The following is a 20,131-nucleotide window of genomic DNA, read 5'->3' on the forward strand; positions in this document are numbered from 1 at the left end:
TGGGCAAATGCCCACCTTTTTAATGTTTATGTTTTTTGTGCTTAATGGTATTGCGACAGTAATTCTGAGGCATTAGTGCGGGTAATTTCACTAATATTCGTGCCGCCTAATAAGCGTGCAATTTCATCAATTCGCCCCGAGTTATCCAGTACCGACATATGTGTATGCGTGTGTGTGCCATCATCGCTTTTACTGACAAAAAACTGATTGTGGCCACTTGATGCAACTTGCGGTAAGTGGGTTACACAAATAACCTGTGTACTATTGCCTAACTGGCGCAATAACTTACCAACGGCCGATGCAGTTGGGCCAGAAATGCCCACATCAACTTCATCGAAAATTAAGGTTGGCGTAGTCATTTTATCTGCAATAATCACTTCAATGGCAAGACTAATACGTGATAGCTCACCACCCGAGGCTACTTTCACAAGTGGTTGTAAACGTTGGCCTGTGTTGGCAGCAACTTGAAAATCTATACTGTCTAGGCCTTTACTACTGGTTATCTCTTGTTGCTCAACCACAATGGCAAACTTGGCGTTTTCCATTGATAACATCACTAGTGACTCAGTAACTTGCTTTGATAGTTCATCTGCAGCGGTTTTTCGGCTTTGCGAAAGGCGCGTTGCGACAGTCACATAATGTTCTTTAGCCTCGGCAATTTCGCTTTCTAGTGCGGCGAGACGTTCGTCACTTTGCTCAATGTTGGCAAGACTTTGCTTTAGCTCAGCGTGTAAATCTGGGATTGCTTCAGGTGAAATATCGTGTTTTCTCGCCAAATCAAGTGCGCGTGCGATTCGATCATCGAGTTCTGATAACTGCGCAGGGTCCATCTCAACGCTGTCTTGATAATGGCTAAGTTCACGTGCAGCTTCCTCTAAACTGATGCCCGCTTCAAATAACAAGTCGGCGATTGGTGCCAACTTTTTATCTAAACTTGCTAACTCAGCTATTTGATTTGCACTCGATTGCACCATAGAGTACGCATTATAGTTATCTTGTTGATAAATAATTTGCAGCTCTTTTTGTGTGCCTTCAAGCAACGAATTTGCGTTACTTAGCAGCTTATGTTGTTGTTCAATTTCTTCAAACTCACCGCTCTCAAGAGAAAACTCATCTAACTCAGCCACTTGATACTCGAGCAATTGCTTTTCAGCGGCTGCTTGCTGTAGTGACTGACTTAGCGTCGCCTTTTCTTTTTCAAGTGATTGCAGTGCGTTGTATGCCGTTTTAACATCGTTCACAAGCTCAATGTGTCCAGCAAAGCTATCAACTACCGACAACTGATAACCGGCTTTATTGAGTTGTTGGTGCGCGTGTTGGCCGTGAATTGAAATAAGCAAGCTGCCGAGCGATTTTAACTGGCCTGCTGGCACCATTACGCCGTTTATATAGGCTTTACTGCGGCCGTTTGCTGATACTACGCGGCGGATAATGCATTCGTTACTATCACCTAATTCATGCTCACTAATAAAGTGTTGCGCAGCAGGTAAGTTCTGAATATCAAATACCGCCGAAACTTGGGCTTTATCGGCGCCTTCGCGCACCATGCTGGCTTCGGCACGTTCGCCTAAACATAGCGATAGGGCATCAATAGCGATTGATTTACCTGCGCCAGTTTCACCTGTGATAGTTGTCATACCTTGATGCCATTCAATATCTAGGTGTTCAACAATTGCAAAATTTGTTACTTGTAATGATGCTAACATAACTGATTATCCATACAGTACATTAACTGGTAATTTATACAGTAAATAAAAAATAGGCAAGTTAAAAATGAAGATATTTTGCTGCGGAAGAAAAAAGACGTAAGCAGAAGTATTGAAAAGGGATTGCGCCAATAGCCAGTATTTAGCCTTTAGCGCAGATCAAATTAAACGTTTTCTTCGTGAAGTTCTGGCTCAACGTTTTCACCAGTAGATGCAAGTGTTGGTGTGATCACCTGTTGGCTTAATGAAGGCAATTGATGCAAATAAAAATCACTGTTGAATTGGTGGCCAGATGTCGGTAATTGTTCGACAAAGGCATAGATTTGTTTACTTAACGTTAGTTTATCGTCTGCCGATTCAAACTTTAGCAACTCATTTTCGAGTAAGTCAGTTAGGTTACCGATTACTTGTTCGTAGTGTGTAATGGTTTCATCATTTTTACGTTGCATTACAAAGTAATTGTTGTTGATTTGCGATAACCCACTAATGTCTTTTGGTTTTACAATGCGTGATTTACCATAGCTTTGCACTATTTTGCTGTAACGTGAGCTGACAACTTCGATACGTTCGCTTTGTTGTTGCTTTTCAAGTGCTAATGCTTTTTTTCGATTGTTATCTATGACTAAAAATGTCGTTAACAGTACAATTAATAAAACGGTGGTTAAAAATACTACAAACCCCACTTTTTCTTTCCTTTCAAATGATTACTCTGAATCTGACTAAGTAAATTGCGTAACACACTTAGCAATAATGTTCTTGTGCGTTCTAGTTTTATAGGTTTTCCAAGTACAAGACAAATTTGTGCGATAAAATAAAGCGAGTGTACGCACATTTAACGATGCAATGCCTTGGTATCCACTAGAACTTAATTTGTTATTTTGATTTCAGGTTGATTAATATAAACGACTGCCCCAGTTTAACTTTTGGCGCAGTACATTGTAATACGAATATTTGCTTGGATGTACCATGCGCAACTGTTGCTCACTTCGTTTGATCACAATTTCATCACCTGGCAATACCGCTAACACAACATGACTATCACAACTCACTTGTAAGTCCACATCATTAGCAGGGCTCAATGCCAGTTTTACTTCACTGTTTGCATCCACCACAAGTGGACGGCTGGTTAGTGTGTGTGGAAACATAGGCACCAATGAAATGGCGTTGAGCTTCGGGTTTAAAATGGGTCCGCCGCCAGAAAGACTATAGGCTGTAGAGCCTGTTGGCGTTGACACAATAAGGCCGTCAGATTTTTGCGAGAATACAAACTCTCTATCAATAAAGGCTTCAAACTCAATCATGTGTGCAACTTTATTGGCATGCAGTACGGCTTCGTTAACCGCCGTGTTTGAGCTTTTTAGTACTTCATGGCGATAGATTTCCACTTCCAGCAAGAAGCGTTTTTCTTCACTAAATTTACCAGCCAAAACTTGTTCAAGCTCGCGCTCAAAATTATCGGGATCAAGATCGGTCAGAAAACCGAGATTACCTCTATTCACGCCGATAACCGCAATATCAAAGCGGGCCAATACACGAGCTGCACCTAGCATATTACCGTCACCTCCAACCACAATCGCTAAATCACAGTTGCGGCCAATTTCAACTAACGACGCTGAATGCTCTTCATCGACAATGGGTTCAGCGACACGGCTTTCAACGTAAACTTGATAACCGAGTGCCGTTAAAAAAGTATGCAGTTTGGCAAGTGTTACAGCCGCGCCTTCATGGTTCGGTTTGCCAATCAATCCTATGTTATTAAATACTTGTGCCATAAAATCGTCACTGATAAAGTCTTGCCTACAGTATATCTTGATTTTTAATCATCAGGCCATAAATAATAATCATGAAATTAAGCGCCCGTGATCAACTCATTTTTTCTGCCGTTATGGACTTATATTGCAATGGTGAAGGTACGCCAGTTGCATCAAGCCATGTGGTAAAGCAGAAACAAATTAATATTTGCAGTGCGACAGTACGCAATGCAATGGCGCGTATGGAAAAGTCGGGGCTATTGTATGCGCCTCACACTTCTTCGGGACGTGTACCAACAGAGCTAGGTTTTAGCTATTGGTTTGATGAATTTTTTCAACTTTCGGATATTGCAGACTATTGGGAACCCAGTGCGCAAAACCTTACCGAATTTTCACACCGCTTAAGTCAACAATATAAACTGTGTGTGTTGGTGAGTTTGCCAGAGGCGATGCAGCAACATATTTATCGTGCAGAAGTGCTCGATTTTAGCTTTGAAAACTGGCTTATTTTATTGTTCGATAGAGACGGTAATAGCCAAAACATTCAAATTACCAAGCCTCGCGAAGCAAACGATGCATTACGCAATCAGTTTAATGCGTGGCTAAATACTGTTTTTGCAGGGCATAACTTGGCTGAAGGGTTACGCCGCATGGCGGCGATGCGCCAAAGTGCACCAATGTTTTGTCATGGTTCGCTTGGTATGTGGATTAAAGCGCTCGCTGAAAAACTGCATGTAGATAGTAGCATTGTTATTGGCAGTCACTATTTATTTGGTGCATTGTCTAGCGAGCAGTTAAATCAAATTGGCGCGCCATTTTTAGATTATGTAGAACAAAAGTTAGCGATGAAAATGGGCATGTCGGTTATGTACCACGACAACTTGCCGTTTGGTGCGTTGGAAGACTATTTATTACTGAGCGTGCCTTACTTTTTACAAGAGATATACCAAGGCCGTTTATGTGTGCTCTGTCCAAAGTCGGCGAAAATTGAAGCAATTATCAACGAAATATCGATTAATTGCGCTATTAGCTCTTGAAAGGCGTTTATCAATCCCCATAATTAGCATCAGTTGTAAGATTTCGGAGAGTATCAATGTCTGAGCAAAATAATCAGCCAGAGCAAGAAGCAGAAGTACAGGAAACCCTTGACCAAGTAGCAGAAGAGCTACAACAAGGTGGTGAAGAGCTAAGCGCAGAAGCGGAAATTGCGGTATTAAATGCAGAGCTTGAAGCAGCGAAGCAAGCAATTGAAGAGCAAAAAGACAGTGTAGTACGCGCTGCCGCAGAAGTTGAAAACATGCGTCGTCGTACAGCGCAAGATGTTGAAAAAGCGCACAAGTTTGCCCTTGAAAAATTCGCCAATGAACTACTACCTGTGCTTGATAACTTAGAGCGCGCGATTGAGTTTGCTGACAAAGAAAACGAACACATTAAGCCGGTTATCGAAGGTGTTGAGATGACGGCAAAAAGCTTTGTTGATGCCGTAGCAAAGTTTGGTGTTGAAGTGGTTGCGCCACAAGGCGAAACGTTTAACCCTGAATTCCACCAAGCAATGTCAATTCAGCCATCTGCTGATGTTGCACCAAACACTGTTATTGCCGTAATGCAAAAAGGTTACCTATTAAATGGTCGTTTACTTCGTCCAGCAATGGTAATGGTGTCTAAAGCTGCTGAATAATAGTGCTTAAGAATGCAAAAAAGCTGTAACCCTGGTACAGCTTTTTTTGTGCCTGTTGTGGCAACTAAAATGTACTAATGGCCGAACTTTAACTGCTTTAATTGGCAGATTAAAATACCGCTTACTGCCATTGCCATAGCAACCGCAAACCCGATACTTGGCGGTAATGGGATAAACGCTAAAATTGGGCCAGCAAAGGCGCCACTACCAAAGCGTAGAGTACCTATCACAGCGGTAGCTGTTCCAGATTTCTTCTTGAAATTTATTAAAATCAGCGCATCGGCGTTGGTTGCCATAATGCCTAAACTCATCATCAGTGGCGCGATAAACGCTGCAACCAAATACACATTGTGCGTAAATACACTGACTAAAATAAGGCAAGTTACCGCAATAAAGCTAATGGCTAAGCCAATATTGAGCATTTTACGCGAGCCAAATTTAGGCACTAACCGGGTATTAATAAAGTTACCTAACATTAACGCCAATACATTAAATGCAAATAACACCCCAAATAGGGTTTCACTCACCTTAAAGTGTGCCATATAAATTGCTGATACTTTGGTTAAAAAGCAAAAGAACGCGAAAGAGGCGAGCATGGAAATAACAATATCAAAACGTGCTTTTTTGTTTGTGAGCACAATGCGATAGTTTGAAAAAAACAGCGCCAAACCTTTAATTTTGCTGGGGTGAATAGGTACTTCTTTTAAATAAAAATAGGCTAATACAAACAGCACACCAGCATAAATCGTCAGTGCATAAAAAATAGCATGCCAATGCCAGGTGATCATTAACACACTGCCGATACTTGGTGCGAGCAGGGGTGCTAACATCATAATCATCGACACGTAAGACATGCCTTTAGCGGTGTTTTCTTGATACATATAGCGAATAATGCCAGGTACGACGACGGTGACAGCAGAGCCAAAAAATGCTTGCGCAAAGCGTAAAACAATAAAGGCATCAACAGATTGTGTAACGGTAAGTAAAAAAGAACATAAGCCAAAGCCCAGCAAGCCAAAGAGTGCGAACAAACGCCTGCCTTTTTGATCAATTAGCGGTCCAAATAACATCATGCCTATCGCATAGCCGGCTAAATAACTACTTAAAGAGAGTTGGACTTGCGCCATATCGGTGTTGAAGTAGCTTGATATTGCAACAAAAGCAGGTAAGTACAGGTCAATTGCTAATGGCGTTGTTGCGACGAGCGCCGATAGTAGGGGTAAGATGGATTTAGATAACGTTTTTTCAGTCACAGAAATACTTATTCAGGGTATCGGGGAACCCTATTTTACGTGTAAAATACTTGATTTGATACAACAGATCCGATTAAGCGCTTTGCTAAATTGTAGGTTTATTGTTAAAAATAAATTACCTTACCAATTCAGGGCTTTGTGATGGTAAATATTGCAAAATCAATATTTGTTAAACAGCGCTAAACGACATTAGGGAAAACGTAATGAAATTATCTCATGTATTGTTCTCACTTTCAGTGGCTGCCACGCTGATTGGGTGTAAATCGAGTCCAACAGGGCGCACACAAATTGCCATGTATTCTGAAGCGGAAATGAACCAGCTTGGCAAACAAAGCTTTGTTCAAATGAAAAAGCAGCAACCAATTAACACCGATGTCAAAATCAATCGCTATGTGCAATGTGTTGCTGATAACGTTATTTCAGTGCTTCCTGCAAAATACGCAAATCAACAATGGGAAGTTGTAGTGTTTGAAGAACCATCTGCAAATGCATTTGCGCTTCCTGGTGGTAAAATAGGCGTACATACGGGGCTATTAAAAGTAGCACAAGGGCAAGACCAATTAGCCACAGTACTTGGCCACGAAGTTGGGCATGTAATTGCCGAGCATTCAAATGAACGTATGACTGCAGCCGGTATTAAACAGGCCACTCTGCAAGTTGCAGACGCGTATAGTCGTTCGCAAGGAAACCGTTTACACAATGAAACTATGATGGCGTTAGGTGTAGGTGCTGAATATTTAGGCATGATGCCGTTTAGTCGTATGCATGAAAGCGAAGCCGATAAAATAGGCTTAGATCTGATGGCAAAAGCAGGGTTTAATCCAAAGCAGTCAGTTGAATTATGGCGTAATATGGCAGCAAATAATAACGGTGCACCACCGGAATTTTTATCAACGCACCCATCATCAGATACCCGTATTAGTGATTTGCGTAGCTGGATGCCAGATGCGATGGCATTACACAATCAAGCAAAAGCACAAAATAAACGTCCTCACTGCGAATAACGACGCTTTTTTCTAATTGAGTAAATTGATTTTTACTCAATTAGAAATTCAAATTAAAAGTTTAAAAAAACGCCAGCTTGGTCTACATTTATAAATAAGAATAATTATAATTTAATGTAGTCCGTTGAAACTGAAAAACCCCCTAGCAAAACAACTGCTTGTTGGTATTTTACTGACCAGCTCCATTCTTACACTGATGATAACCAGTACCATTATTTGGATGGACTATAAGCGCGATCTCAGCGTGATCGACCAAGGGTTTCAGCAAATTGAAAAAAGTCATTTACCTTCGGTTACCAATGCACTTTGGGCGGAAGATGAAAAGCAACTTGAATTGTTACTACAGGGTATTAGCGAACTTCCTAACGTATCGTCAGTAACGATTTGGCAAGATAATGCCAACCGTCTTACCGTAAATAAAACGCAAACCAAATACGCGAAAAGTAAATCTTGGGCCATAGATTACCGATTTAATCGGACCAAATACCATTTGGGTGAACTGATTGTAGTAATGGATATGTCGGGTGTGTATGGCTACCTTGCAGACAAAGTCGTGGTAACTTTGCTTACTCAAGGTGCAAAGACCTTTATTGTATCTATGATCATTTTCACCTTAGTGCACTTACTAGTAACCCGTCATTTAAATCATTTGGCTTATTCAATGAGCCACGTGAATATGTCGGCACCGGAAGAATTCAAACTCGATCGAAAACAAGCGCGCGATGATGAAATTAATCGCCTTGTTGTAGAATTTAACGCCATGATGGGAGCCTTGTCTAAATCATTTGGCGATCTTAAAAAGCAAAAGCAAGCAGAGCAGAATGCCAATAAACTAAAAGGTGAATATCTCGCTAATATCAGTATGGAAGTAAAAACGCCAATGAATGGGCTTTTGGGTATGGCGCATTTGTTATCAGAAACCAAGCTTGATCACCGCCAACACAGCTACGTTAGTGTTATTCAAAAAAGCGCGTTTAATATGCTTGAGCTGCTAAATGGTATTTTAGATTACTCCAAAATTGAGCACAGCCAACTCGCACTCGACCAGCATATTTTCGATATTCATGCATTGATTCGTGAGATTTTCCAAGAATGCGAGTTGCGAGCGAAAGAGAAAAATCTACGCTTAGTCACTTATGTTGACCCGGCTATAAATAGCTATTTAGTCGGTGACTCGGTGCGTTTAAAGCAGGTTATTTGTAACCTTGTAAACAAAGCAATTAAATATTCTGATCGTGGCGATATTTCGATTAATGTAGACGCCGAAGTAACGACGGGCTTGTCAGAGCTGACAATTAGCGTACGTGACAACGGTCAAGGCATTGATGAAACTGTACTCGCGCAGTTAAATAATCCGAAATCAAAAGCCAAAAAGGGTAACTCATCTAATGCGCTTGGCTTAACAATCGCCCAAAACCTGGTGACCTTAATGGGCGGCACATTTACGGTTAACTCAAAAGCAGGGCTTGGCACCGATGTTAGATTTACCTTAGCGCTGCCAACCAGTACATTAATTGAAAATCACCTTGATGATGAGGGGGTACTTGCCAATAAACGTGTCTTAATTTTAGATAGTAAGTTGTTTTTAGCGCGTTATCTAAGTGAGCTTTTTGCACAGTGGCAAATGCAAGTCACCCATGTACAAGATGCTGAGGCTGCGCTTAATTATATGCTGGGGGATGATTTACAGTTTGCTGGATTCGACTTTGTATTGTTGTCACACAATGAGCTTGAAAATCAATTAATTAGTTTTTATGAAAAAATTAACCGTCACAGATTTAATCGTCCAGCAAATTTAATTGTATTTGGTGATGAGATTGCGGATGTAGATGTTAGCAGAATGACAAACATTGGCTATAACCAAGTGTGGCAACTACCAAAGCACCCAAGTGATATTAAATCGGCTTTGGTCAATAACATTAAGCAGAGCAACGATGTAGTTACGCCACAAGAAACCGTGCCGTTAACCGTATTAATAGCTGATGACGCACCGATTAGCCAACGCGTTCTTAGCGCGATTTTAATGAACCGTGGCGATAATGTGATTGTTGCCGCTGATGGTGAAGAAGCAGTGGCACTGTGGCAGCAGCATCAGCATGAAATAGATATTATTCTAATGGACTGTGCTATGCCTAAAATGAGTGGATATGAAGCCGCTCAAACAATACGTATGCAAGAGCCAGGCGATAAAATTGGCGTACCGATAATTGCGGTTACGTCGAGTGATCGTGAAGATGAGTATAGCTATTGTAAGTCTTTCGGTATCGATGAGGTATTATTTAAACCGTTTCTACCGGTTGAGCTGTTGGATGTATTGTCGCAATTTAAACTGCATATAGAAGAACATAAAATGTTCAATAGTTTGAAAAATTAGCCACTGTTCGCCATAGTTAAAAGTAACTGCTTCAATTGAAGTGTCGCGTGACACTTAGCATTCTTTTTCTCATTTATGAGGAGGATTTATGGCAAACTTTAGGGTGATTGAAACAATCCCTTTAAATAATGTGCAGTCGATTTCGAATATATGTGGTAATCAAGCTCTCGATATTTCAAGTAACGCCTCTCACATTGTCACTGACTTTAGTCAAAAACGGCCACAGCTAATCGAAAAAGACGTTTTAGTTGACCAAGCGCTGTATATGATGAAAATGGGCCATGTGCGATCAAAAATCGTAATCGATCACGACGAGAACTTTATGGGGGTGATAAGTTCAAGTGATTTATCATCGTACAAAGTTCTGCATATCGCACAGCTTAGAAATGTCTCTCGAGGTGATTTGTCGGTTGAGAACTTAATGCTAAAGAAAGATGAAATGCGCGCTATTGATTTTGCAAAAATTAACAATTACACCATAGGTGATGTATTGGCAACGCTAAAAAATCTCGGTCAGCAGCATGTATTATTGATCGATAAAGAGCATACTTTACGCGGACTTATTTCTGCGAGCGATATCGCAAGGGCATTACATATCCCAATTAATATTAATGAGAAGGCACACACCTTTAAAGAAATTTTCGATGTGGTGTTTGCGCAACTAGAAAAAAACAAAACCACATAATATGAAAAAGGGCGTAATGTACGCCCTTTTTAAATGAATTGAATTAACTTACCATTTTTTCTTTGGTGCAAAGAGTTCATCTAAGTCATCTTTTTCGTTATCAAGCTTTTTCTTTGCATCACTCGCGTTGGTTGCTTTTAGCTCGGTCATTATTTCTTCAAGCATATCTTCTATTTCTTGTTTGCGTGACGCGACATACTCGTCTGTATAGTTGAGCGAATTAATTACCGCAAGCGCTTTTTCAAAATACTGGCGTGCAGAACCGAGCATATTAGCACTACGCGCTGCTTTGCCGCGTTTTAATTGGCTGTCGATATTTACTTGTAATTGCATTTTTTCTAAACGTTTATCTTCGTTTAAGAACACTTGTGTATCAATTTTGCCTTTTGAATGCTCAGAGCGAACTATGCTGCGTAGCTTTTTTACACCTTGTAATAACGCAATTACTTGTTTTTCATTGTCAGGTAGCGCAATGCGTTCAGCAGAGGAATCTTGGCTTGAAGAATTTTCGATACGCTCTTTAGCTTCCGTTAATCGGTTTTTGATTTCTTTAGAATTGGGAGAAAGTTCAGCCATTACCGCTAATGCAGTATAAATGCGTCGATATAGTACGGAAAAGAGGGCTTTTGACATTGGAATATTAGCAGAATTCATCAACACTTCTTCAGTCTCTTCAATGATCTTTTTCTGCTTTGTAAGCTCCTGACGTCGCTCAGCATTTTGTTTTTCTTTATGCTGCTGTACCGCGTTGACCCAAACGCCAATAACAATTAGTGCCACTATTAGCGTGATGATAATATAAACTACCATGGAGTTTTTCTCATTCTTATAATTGCCCTAATCTTAACTAATTCTAATTACTTAGTGTAGTGTTGTTAAAAGGAAAGTTCTAATAATAGCACTTTATTACCAGCTTTTTTTACGGCAAAACAAGGGTAAATTTGCTGCCACCTAATCGCCCGTCATTGGCAAGCGCGATATGTCCTTTGGTTTCTTTATTTACATGTGCAGATGCAATTAAATTAGCGAAATAGATACCCAGCCCAGTACGCCCTTGGCTGATAAGGGCGGCAGACATTTCATTATTGGCTTTCTCTAGCATGCTTTCGGGGTAGCCTTCGCCATTATCGTGAATTTCAATAACAAGCTTATCGTTTTGTTGATGTGCGCTAATGAGAATTTTCGATGCTGTGTATTTTAGTGCGTTAATAAGAATGTCATTAAGTAAGTTGGCAATTAGGTCAGCGTCAAAAAACCACGCCAGATCTTGTTCAATATCACAACTGACATCAATATTTTTGTTGGTGATATAAAGCTCATTTTTAGCAAGCAGTTCGTCGACTAAGTCATCTAAAAAATGCTCTTCAATATTGAGCGGCAGTTGTGCGTTGTGTTCACGATAAAGGGCTAGTACTTGTAATAAGTTGGAATTAACGCGGGCAACTTCGTAATGAATCTTGGCGAATTCAGATTGTGCTTGTGGCGTTTGCTCAATACTTTGACTAATTGTTTCCATCGATTGAAGCAGCATACACAGTGAGTTTTTCATATCGTGCATACTTGCACCAAGGACAACGGAAAAGTCGAGCTTATTATGGTCCATAATTATCCCGTTAATTTAGCTTTAGCAAAGTTTAACAGACTTTGACTTTGCTTGTGACGATGGTCGTGAGGCGCTAACGTTTTTAACGCATTAAATGACAACGCAAATTGACGCTTTGTTAATGTGAACTTTTGATTTTGTTTATGCAATTGGTACGCCGCTTGTAACAGGTTTAATGCAATATTTGGGTTGTTAGGGGCATTGGCTAGGGCAGTTGCAAATGCCCCTTGAGCGCTTTCAAATGCTTTCTCTTTGTATTTCACCATGCCTTGTTGATTGAAGTTCTCTGATTTTTCGTGGTCTTCGTGTGAAATAATCTTCGCTTTACCGCGCGTAATAATTGGGTCGAGCTTGGCGGTAACCACTTCAATATCGGCGTGCTTCATTATGATTTCGAGCAAGTTAATAAATGCCGAATTGAGTGCGTCTGGGTAATCAACAATTTTATCTACCACTAAAATGAGCTTCTCACCTTTTGCGCCGTCTTTGTTAACTAAGTACTCAACAAATACTTGATGTATTTCAATTGCTAATTGACTTTGCACACCGGGGTAGAGTTTTGTGATTGTACGATAAATTGCGGGGTACTCTTTTTTTGCGCGTCGCACAAAGTTTGCTTGATCCGTTAATTGTATCTGTGTGCAAACACATAACTGATTTATATAGTCATCGAGTTGCGCTAAGCATGAATACTTGGCTAATTGCATAACGCGTTTGTAAGCATTAAAGGCATTTTCCAGCTCATTGTAGCGGGTTGCTAATAAGGCTAACTGGCGCTGCCTAACAATTGAGTTGGGCGATGCGGCAATGGCTTTTTGTGTAATTGCGTATGCCGCTTCGAAGTCGTGTTGTTGAATAAAGCATTCACAAGCAAGGTCGTATGCTTCAACGGCTTGTGGATTTTTAGTGGTAATCAGTTTACAAAGGCTTAATGCTTGATCGCTTTGTGATAGCGCCAAATGGCAAATCGCTGCGCCCATTTGTGCCCAACTAAGTTCTCGCTTATGCAAAATTGAATTATAAATGCTGAGTGCTTGCGCATATTTAAGTTGTTTTAAATAAATTTCAGCCTTAAGGCGCAAACATTCAATACCAACGCGTTTGTTTTTTGCCATTAGCTGGTCGCAAAGCTCAAGGGCCGTTTTTGGCTTATCTTGATTTAACGCGGTATAAATAGGCTTAAACGCGAGGCTTTTTTCAACAAGCTTATCTAAGCGAGATTTCAGGGTTGTTTTGGTAAATGGTTTTGCAAGGTAATCGTCGGGGCGGTATTCAAGTGCCCCCATCACTAAATCTGAGGCAGTTTCACCGGTGATCAGTACATAATTTGTGCCGTATTTTAGTAAGTTGCGATGATTGAGCTCAGCAAGCAGCTGCAGCCCATTTAAACCATCACCTAAGTTGTAATCGACTAACAAGATATCATGTTGATGTTCGCTGTAGCAGGAAAGAGCATCTTCGGCATTGGTACACACATCCACATGGTGAACACCAAAACTTTCTACCATTTGTTTTAGTGATAGGCGGAATTCGGAAAAATCATCCAAAATAAGCACCGAGATAGATTTGTATCGTTGCAGAGGATTAACCATAAAAGCAGAAAATTATTTTTGATACTAATAATTTAGACGCTTTTTTCTGACTTTTACAAAATACTAAGGTAGTTTGTAGTTAAAAATGGAATAAATACGTAAGTTTTGAATTTATGCTTGGCATAAAAGAGACAAAAGTATATAAATAAAGGTAATAATAAATACAAAATACTCGCTATGAAATTACAGCAGCTAAAGTACATTGTTGAAGTACTCAATCACAATCTTAATGTTTCAGCCACCGCTGAAAACTTATATACCTCGCAACCTGGTATTTCTAAACAAGTGCGTATGCTCGAAGATGAGCTAGGTGTGCAAATCTTCGGTCGTAGCGGTAAACATTTAACGCATGTTACGCCGGCGGGCAAAGACATTATCAATATCTCTCGTGAGATTTTGGCGAAAGTTGAAAGCATTAAAGCGGTTGCCAACGAGCATACCTTACCAGATCAAGGTAAGTTGAATATCGCAACTACGCATACCCAAGCGCGTTACGCTTTGCCAAACGTGATCCAAGGGTTTATGAACAAATACCCGAAAGTATCCCTGCATATGCATCAAGGTACACCGCAGCAAATCTCTGATGCTGCCGCGCGCGGAGACGCAGATTTTGCCATCGCAACAGAAGCGTTGCATTTGTACACCGATTTAATTATGTTGCCGTGTTATCACTGGAATCGCAGTATTGTGGTGGCAAAAGATCACCCACTTGCTGCTAAAGCAAATAATCTCACGATTCAAGATGTTGCTGCGTTCCCATTAATCACTTATGTGTTTGGTTTTACTGGGCGTTCAGAGCTAGATAAAGCCTTTACTAAGCATGGTTTAGAGCCGCAAATCGTGTTCACCGCAACCGACGCTGACGTAATTAAAACTTATGTGCGCTTAGGCTTAGGTGTAGGTGTTGTGGCATCAATGGCCATTGATGAAATGAACGACAAAGATCTCGTGGTAATTGATGCAAGCCACTTATTTGAAGCAAGCACCACAAAAATTGGCTTCAGAAAAGGCACTTTCCTACGCAGTTACATGTATGATTTCATTGAGCGCTTTGCGCCACATCTGGATAAAACCATTGTTGAGCGTGCGTGCATGTTACGCAATCAAGATGATGTCGACCATCTATTTAAGGATATTGAGTTACCGGTTCGTTAAGACCAATTTTGACTCAAAAAAAACGCCACATTATGTGGCGTTTTTTGTATCTGTTAACTGTGATTAACACTCAATGATATTTACAGCGAGTCCGCCTCGAGCTGTCTCTTTGTACTTGGTTTTCATATCATTACCTGTGTCCCACATGGTTTTGATTACTTTATCAAGCGATACTTTTTGCTCACCTGAGCCACGCATTGCAAGGCGTGATGCGTTAATTGCTTTTACTGCACCCATTGCATTTCGTTCAATACACGGTACTTGTACAAGACCACCAACAGGGTCGCAAGTTAAACCTAAGTTATGTTCCATACCAATTTCAGCGGCATTTTCAACTTTCTCAACATTGCCGCCTAAAATTTCAGTGAGTGCGCCCGCTGCCATTGAGCAAGCAACGCCCACTTCACCTTGGCAGCCTACTTCTGCACCTGAAATTGATGCGTTCTTTTTGTAAAGAATACCAATCGCAGCAGCGGTTAGCAGGTAACGCGTTGCAATGTCTTTATCTACTTCTTTAATGAATGTGTGGTAGTACATTAGCACCGCTGGAAGTATGCCTGCGGCACCGTTTGTCGGTGCGGTAACAACACGACCGCCAGCAGCATTTTCTTCATTTACAGCAAGGGCAAATAAATCAACCCATTCCATTGCACGTAGCGGATCGTTATGTGTTTCAATGTTCAGTTGACGGTGTAGGCTCGGTGCACGACGTTTTACTTTTAAACCGCCCGGTAAAATACCTTCAGTGCGCATACCGCGCTCAACGCACGCTTTCATCACCAACCAAATATTGTATAGCTCGTCAGTGATTTCGCTTTCTGTTTTAAGGGTTTTTTCGTTTGCCATCATTAGGGCTGGCACACTTAAACCGTGCTCTTTACACTGCGCCATTAACTCTGCGCCCGTATCAAATGGGTATGGTGCAGGGTTTTCTTCGCGTATCGTTAGTGCAGCTTGCTTTTCTTGTTCAAAGTCAGCGTCGCGAACAATAAAGCCGCCACCAATAGAATAAAAAACCTCACGGAAGACACATTGTTCGCCGTTAAATGCTTGTAGTTCCATTGCATTTGAATGCTTTGGCAAGGTTTTACGACGGTGAAATACAATGGCGTCTTTTTTTGGAAATGCCGCAGCATGGCTTTGATCAAGATAGATAGTTTCTTCTTTTTCGATTTTATCTAAAATGCTTGGCACCAGATCGGCATCAATAGTTTCTGGATCGTGACCTGCAAGGCCTAAAATAACCGCTTTACCCGAACCATGACCAATACCCGTTTGTCCGAGTGAGCCAAACAATTCACAGCGAACACTGGTTACTTGCTCTAATAGCGCTTGCTCTTGTAATGACTTTACAAACAGTCTTGAAGCGCGCATCGGGCCCACAGTATGTGATGAGGAAGGACCAATGCCGATACTAAACATATCGAATGCACTTATCATACGAATATCTCTTACTTAATCTTTGAACGGCCGGATATCATAACTCTAATTTATAATCATGTTAACTTTAATTAGTATGATTAATGCTTATGTGCTTAATTTAGATGTTTAATCAAATTGCGAATGATTTGCGCAGTGGCACCCCAAAGCAAGCCGTATTCAGTTTGAAACCCAGTTAGAGTATAGGCAGAAAACTGACGTGTGAATTGAATATCTTGCCAATTTTCTTGATTTATAAGCTGTGACAGCGGTAAATAAAATGCACTGGCGACTTCATTGGTTGCTAGTACCAAATTGGGTTTTTCGGGAAGTAGAGCAATATAAGGTTTTATTTCAAATCCGGTGAGCGTCCAATAACTGTCCATATCACCGATAACATGATTATTATCCACTATAATGCCGATTTCTTCACGAGTTTCACGAAGGGCTGTTGCAAGTAGGTTATCGTCCGAATGCTCAACCTTTCCGCCAGGAAAACAAATTTGCCCGGGGTGGTGCTTTAAATAGTTTGGGCGTTTACACAGCAACAGGTGAATTTCACCGCTTACATTAACCAGCGGCACCAATACGGCGCTTTGCTTAGCAATATTACGCATTTGTATTGGAAAGCCAACGTCATTGCTTGGTTGTTGAATATGAAAACGGGCGAGAAATTCACTTAACTGCATAACACGTACAAAGCGGGTAGCTATTCAAGTACAGGTAAAATACGATTTACTTTATCGTATGTTTCTTGCAGCTCAGACTCAAGAGTTGAGTCGGCAACTACGCCACCGCCAGCCCAGCAATAAATTTTACCTTTTTCACAAACGAGGGTGCGAATAGTAATGCTGGTATCCATGGTGCCACAGGCCGAAATATAGCCAATTGAGCCACAATAGATGGAGCGGCGATGAGGTTCTAACTCTTCAATAATTTCCATTGCACGGATTTTTGGCGCACCAGTAATCGAGCCACCGGGAAATGCCGCTTTTAATTGATCAATCGCACTGTAGCCATCGGCAAGGGTAGATGTAACCGTTGATACTAAATGATGCACTGCGTTAAAGCTTTCAATCTCAAAGAGCTTAGGTACTTCAACGGTACCCGGTTTAGCTACTTTACCTAAATCGTTTCTAAGTAAATCAACAATCATCACGTTTTCAGCGCGATCTTTCGTTGAATTTGCAAGACGTGCTTTATTGGCGTCATCAATTTTTGCATCTTGGCTGCGCGGCACTGTGCCTTTTATTGGCTTGGTTTCAACGTGGCGTTCTTTTACCTGAATAAAACGCTCAGGTGAAAGAGAGAGTATTTGTTGCTCACCGGTATTGATAAATGCCGAAAATGGCGCTTGGTTAGCGCTTCGCAACTTACAATAGGCAAGCCAAGGGTTGCCAGTAAAACTTGCATCAAAGCGCTGTGCCAGATTGATTTGGTAGCAATCGCCACTTTTTAAGTATGCTTGCACTTTATTAAAGCGCTCACCATAACCGTCTTTTGTGAGGTTTGATTGCCACTTAGTTGTTAAGGCAAACGGCATACGCTCGCTTTGAGCCCCTGTAAGCGGCGCAAGGTAATTACTTAAGCGTGTTTCGCTATCACAACATGGCTGTGCGATATAAAACCACTGTTTTTTGTGATGATCAAATATTAGGGCATCGGGATAAATACCCACTACCATTTGGCCTAAATCGATATCATTTTTAGCGATTTCTGGCATCACCTCAATTGAGCGGCCTAAATCGTAACTGAATAAACCTAAAGCACCGCCTGAAAACGGTAAATCAAATGGGGCTTTATCTTTTACAAATGGGCTTATTGCTTGGTGTATTGCACTAAAGCCATCACACACCGCTTGGTTATTATCAACATAAGTCACATTGTTTTTCACTTCAATCAGTGAAATAGGGTTAATCACAATAATGTCGAAACGGTTATTAGGGTGTGCTGGGTTTGCCGAATCTAAGAAAATGGCATACTGCAAATCTGCAAAAAAACTAAAAACGTGCTCGCTAGTTAGCGCTAAGTCTAATTTTTTGCATATTAATTGTTCATTTATCATTAACTTTAACTACCAGACTGGTCGCAAACGAGTTGGGAGGTTATTATACATGCATAGTTTAACGAATTACTGCACAGATTGCATGAGTAAGCTGTGTTTGACACTATTCACACTGTAAACATTTGCCACCGTCACGGCATATAATAAGGATACATAATGAGCACTATCCGTCAGCAAGACTTTATTGACAGCATCGAAGATGCATTGCAATACATTTCGTTTTATCACCCACTAGATTTCGTACAAGCGCTTGATAAAGCGTACCAAAAAGAAGAAAGCAAAGCGGCTAAAGATGCGATTGCACAAATCTTAATTAACTCACGTATGTCGGCAGAAGGTAAGCGCCCACTGTGTCAAGATACGGGTATTGTGACGTGTTTCGTTAAAGTGGGTATGGACGTTAAATGGGATAAAACCAACTTGACGGTTCAGCAAATGGTTGATGAAGGCACACGCCGCGCATACCTTAACCCAGATAACCCTCTGCGTGCTTCAATTGTTGCAGACCCAGCAGGCAGCCGCAAAAACACTAAAGATAACACGCCGTCAGTTGTGCACATCGACATGGTGCCTGGCGCTGAAGTTGAAGTAATGATTGCAGCGAAGGGCGGCGGCTCTGAAAACAAAACTAAAATGGTTATGCTTAACCCGTCAGATGATGTTGCAGCTTGGGTTGAAAAGACGCTACCAACAATGGGTGCGGGCTGGTGTCCACCTGGCATGTTAGGTATAGGTATTGGTGGTACAGCTGAAAAAGCAGCGGTACTTGCAAAAGAATCACTGATGGATCCGGTAGATATTCATGAGTTAATGGAGCGCGGTGCAGAAACAGCGGAAGAAAAGCTACGTTTAGAGATTTTTGAGCGCGCAAATAAAACCGGTATTGGCGCACAAGGCCTTGGCGGTTTAACTACCGTTGTTGATATTAAAATCAAAACAGCACCAACACACGCGGCATCTAAGCCAGTAGTGATGATCCCTAACTGTGCGGCAACGCGTCACGTTCACTTCACATTAAACGGTTCAGGCCCTGCAGATCTGAAAGCGCCTAAGCTAGAAGATTGGCCAGAAGTAACGTTTGAAGTAGGTGAAGATACACGCCGTGTTAACCTTGATACCTTAACAAAAGAAGACACAGCCGATTGGAAGATGGGCGAAACAGTACTTCTAAGCGGTAAAATCTTAACGGGTCGTGATGCTGCGCATAAGCGTTTGCAAGACATGATTAATTCAGGCGAAGGCTTACCTGAGGGTGTTGATTTCACAAATAAATTTATCTACTACGTAGGCCCTGTAGATGCAGTAGGCGATGAAGCGGTAGGTCCTGCAGGTCCAACAACGGCAACACGTATGGATAAATTTACTGACTTAATGCTAGAGAACACTGGCATTGTAGGTATGATTGGTAAAGCAGAGCGCGGCCCTGCAACAGTTGAATCAATCAAAAACAATAAGTCAATTTACCTAATGGCAGTGGGCGGTGCAGCGTACTTAGTATCAAAAGCAATTAAGAAAGCAAAAGTGGTTGCGTTTGAAGACTTAGGTATGGAAGCTATCTACGAGTTTGAAGTAGAAGATATGCCAGTAACGGTAGCGGTAGACAGCGAAGGTAACAACGCGCACAGCGCAGGCCCTGCAATCTGGAAAGCAAAAATTGAAGAGCTAGACGCAAAACTAAAGTAATCTTTGGTTGAGCGACAAGTTTAACAAAGTAAAAAGGGCGCTTATGCGCTCTTTTTTATTGCCGCATTCAAGAATTTAACTGACAAAAAACGATTGGAAATTATGCTTGAGCTATATTCGCGCATTGATTAAGCTCTGAACTCTGTAACTTCTTCTTTACGTT

17 protein-coding genes are annotated in these 20,131 nt (G+C 41.2%); 7 read left to right on the forward strand and 10 right to left on the reverse strand.

The annotated features are described in order from the left end of the window. Window positions 1-41 precede the first annotated feature (41 nt). The 3 genes from recN to nadK form a co-directional block, all read right to left on the reverse strand. Complete coding sequence (gene recN / locus ACXAFE_RS05635; protein WP_475149768.1) at window positions 42-1,706, reverse strand: DNA repair protein RecN; 1,665 nt, start codon at window positions 1,704-1,706, stop codon at window positions 42-44. Between the two features lie 164 nt (window positions 1,707-1,870). Then, the gene (locus ACXAFE_RS05640) at window positions 1,871-2,389 is read right to left on the reverse strand and encodes a hypothetical protein (protein ID WP_475149773.1); all 519 of its coding nucleotides are present in this window, start codon (window positions 2,387-2,389) and stop codon (window positions 1,871-1,873) included. 210 nt (window positions 2,390-2,599) lie between these two features. After that, complete coding sequence (gene nadK / locus ACXAFE_RS05645) at window positions 2,600-3,478, reverse strand: NAD(+) kinase (protein ID WP_054980962.1); 879 nt, start codon at window positions 3,476-3,478, stop codon at window positions 2,600-2,602. 71 nt (window positions 3,479-3,549) lie between these two features. On the opposite strand from nadK, the gene ACXAFE_RS05650 reads away from it, so the two are divergent. Beyond that, window positions 3,550-4,494: an HrcA family transcriptional regulator gene (locus ACXAFE_RS05650; protein ID WP_475149778.1), complete on the forward strand. Its 945-nt coding sequence runs from the start codon at window positions 3,550-3,552 to the stop codon at window positions 4,492-4,494. A gap of 56 nt (window positions 4,495-4,550) precedes the next feature. After that, window positions 4,551-5,135, forward strand: coding sequence for a nucleotide exchange factor GrpE (grpE, locus tag ACXAFE_RS05655; protein WP_475149781.1), 585 nt, complete (start codon window positions 4,551-4,553; stop codon window positions 5,133-5,135). Between the two features lie 74 nt (window positions 5,136-5,209). Here the strand turns inward: grpE and ACXAFE_RS05660 are convergent, their stop codons facing one another. Beyond that, complete coding sequence (locus ACXAFE_RS05660) at window positions 5,210-6,388, reverse strand: multidrug effflux MFS transporter (protein ID WP_475149785.1); 1,179 nt, start codon at window positions 6,386-6,388, stop codon at window positions 5,210-5,212. Between the two features lie 203 nt (window positions 6,389-6,591). On the opposite strand from ACXAFE_RS05660, the gene ACXAFE_RS05665 reads away from it, so the two are divergent. The 3 genes from ACXAFE_RS05665 to ACXAFE_RS05675 all read left to right on the forward strand — a co-directional run bounded on the left by ACXAFE_RS05665 (window position 6,592) and on the right by ACXAFE_RS05675 (window position 10,451). Beyond that, window positions 6,592-7,392: a M48 family metallopeptidase gene (locus ACXAFE_RS05665; RefSeq protein ID WP_475149790.1), complete on the forward strand. Its 801-nt coding sequence runs from the start codon at window positions 6,592-6,594 to the stop codon at window positions 7,390-7,392. Window positions 7,393-7,516: 124 nt separating this feature from the next. Continuing rightward, window positions 7,517-9,766, forward strand: coding sequence for a response regulator (locus ACXAFE_RS05670; RefSeq protein WP_475149794.1), 2,250 nt, complete (start codon window positions 7,517-7,519; stop codon window positions 9,764-9,766). 88 nt (window positions 9,767-9,854) lie between these two features. Further along, the gene (locus tag ACXAFE_RS05675) at window positions 9,855-10,451 is read left to right on the forward strand and encodes a CBS domain-containing protein (RefSeq protein ID WP_475149800.1); all 597 of its coding nucleotides are present in this window, start codon (window positions 9,855-9,857) and stop codon (window positions 10,449-10,451) included. A 48-nt stretch (window positions 10,452-10,499) separates the two neighbouring features. Here ACXAFE_RS05675 and ACXAFE_RS05680 read toward each other — a convergent pair whose 3' ends face one another. The 3 genes from ACXAFE_RS05680 to ACXAFE_RS05690 all read right to left on the reverse strand — a co-directional run bounded on the left by ACXAFE_RS05680 (window position 10,500) and on the right by ACXAFE_RS05690 (window position 13,601). Further along, complete coding sequence (locus ACXAFE_RS05680) at window positions 10,500-11,261, reverse strand: hypothetical protein (RefSeq protein WP_475149804.1); 762 nt, start codon at window positions 11,259-11,261, stop codon at window positions 10,500-10,502. A 109-nt stretch (window positions 11,262-11,370) separates the two neighbouring features. Then, window positions 11,371-12,054: a sensor histidine kinase gene (locus ACXAFE_RS05685; RefSeq protein ID WP_105171583.1), complete on the reverse strand. Its 684-nt coding sequence runs from the start codon at window positions 12,052-12,054 to the stop codon at window positions 11,371-11,373. A 2-nt stretch (window positions 12,055-12,056) separates the two neighbouring features. Then, a complete protein-coding gene (locus tag ACXAFE_RS05690) occupies window positions 12,057-13,601 on the reverse strand; it encodes a response regulator (RefSeq protein ID WP_475149807.1) in 1,545 nt (514 codons plus the stop codon). A gap of 222 nt (window positions 13,602-13,823) precedes the next feature. On the opposite strand from ACXAFE_RS05690, the gene cysB reads away from it, so the two are divergent. Then, window positions 13,824-14,801 carry an HTH-type transcriptional regulator CysB gene (cysB, locus tag ACXAFE_RS05695; RefSeq protein ID WP_100913165.1) on the forward strand — a complete coding sequence of 326 codons (978 nt, stop codon included), beginning with the start codon at window positions 13,824-13,826 and terminating at the stop codon, window positions 14,799-14,801. Window positions 14,802-14,864: 63 nt separating this feature from the next. Here the strand turns inward: cysB and ACXAFE_RS05700 are convergent, their stop codons facing one another. The 3 genes from ACXAFE_RS05700 to pabB all read right to left on the reverse strand — a co-directional run bounded on the left by ACXAFE_RS05700 (window position 14,865) and on the right by pabB (window position 18,285). Further along, window positions 14,865-16,241 carry an L-serine ammonia-lyase gene (locus ACXAFE_RS05700; protein WP_475149812.1) on the reverse strand — a complete coding sequence of 459 codons (1,377 nt, stop codon included), beginning with the start codon at window positions 16,239-16,241 and terminating at the stop codon, window positions 14,865-14,867. A gap of 95 nt (window positions 16,242-16,336) precedes the next feature. After that, the gene (locus ACXAFE_RS05705; protein WP_475149817.1) at window positions 16,337-16,909 is read right to left on the reverse strand and encodes an NUDIX hydrolase; all 573 of its coding nucleotides are present in this window, start codon (window positions 16,907-16,909) and stop codon (window positions 16,337-16,339) included. A 20-nt stretch (window positions 16,910-16,929) separates the two neighbouring features. Then, window positions 16,930-18,285 (reverse strand): aminodeoxychorismate synthase component I, encoded by a 1,356-nt coding sequence (pabB, locus tag ACXAFE_RS05710; RefSeq protein ID WP_475149823.1) that lies wholly within the window; start codon window positions 18,283-18,285, stop codon window positions 16,930-16,932. Window positions 18,286-18,441: 156 nt separating this feature from the next. Between pabB and ACXAFE_RS05715 the strand changes: the two genes are divergently transcribed. Further along, the gene (locus ACXAFE_RS05715; RefSeq protein WP_475149826.1) at window positions 18,442-19,968 is read left to right on the forward strand and encodes a fumarate hydratase; all 1,527 of its coding nucleotides are present in this window, start codon (window positions 18,442-18,444) and stop codon (window positions 19,966-19,968) included. Window positions 19,969-20,131 lie beyond the last annotated feature (163 nt).

It is taken from the genome of Pseudoalteromonas sp. ABV4_021, assembly GCF_056159365.1.

Coding starts and splice junctions, on each gene's coding strand:
- recN (WP_475149768.1), bottom strand. CDS start 1,706: ATGTTAGCATCATTACAAGTAACAAATTTTGCAATTGTTGAACACCTA.
- nadK (WP_054980962.1), bottom strand. CDS start 3,478: ATGGCACAAGTATTTAATAACATAGGATTGATTGGCAAACCGAACCAT.
- ACXAFE_RS05650 (WP_475149778.1), top strand. CDS start 3,550: ATGAAATTAAGCGCCCGTGATCAACTCATTTTTTCTGCCGTTATGGAC.
- grpE (WP_475149781.1), top strand. CDS start 4,551: ATGTCTGAGCAAAATAATCAGCCAGAGCAAGAAGCAGAAGTACAGGAA.
- ACXAFE_RS05665 (WP_475149790.1), top strand. CDS start 6,592: ATGAAATTATCTCATGTATTGTTCTCACTTTCAGTGGCTGCCACGCTG.
- ACXAFE_RS05675 (WP_475149800.1), top strand. CDS start 9,855: ATGGCAAACTTTAGGGTGATTGAAACAATCCCTTTAAATAATGTGCAG.
- ACXAFE_RS05680 (WP_475149804.1), bottom strand. CDS start 11,261: ATGGTAGTTTATATTATCATCACGCTAATAGTGGCACTAATTGTTATT.
- ACXAFE_RS05685 (WP_105171583.1), bottom strand. CDS start 12,054: ATGGACCATAATAAGCTCGACTTTTCCGTTGTCCTTGGTGCAAGTATG.
- cysB (WP_100913165.1), top strand. CDS start 13,824: ATGAAATTACAGCAGCTAAAGTACATTGTTGAAGTACTCAATCACAAT.
- ACXAFE_RS05700 (WP_475149812.1), bottom strand. CDS start 16,241: ATGATAAGTGCATTCGATATGTTTAGTATCGGCATTGGTCCTTCCTCA.
- ACXAFE_RS05705 (WP_475149817.1), bottom strand. CDS start 16,909: ATGCAGTTAAGTGAATTTCTCGCCCGTTTTCATATTCAACAACCAAGC.
- pabB (WP_475149823.1), bottom strand. CDS start 18,285: ATGATAAATGAACAATTAATATGCAAAAAATTAGACTTAGCGCTAACT.
- ACXAFE_RS05715 (WP_475149826.1), top strand. CDS start 18,442: ATGAGCACTATCCGTCAGCAAGACTTTATTGACAGCATCGAAGATGCA.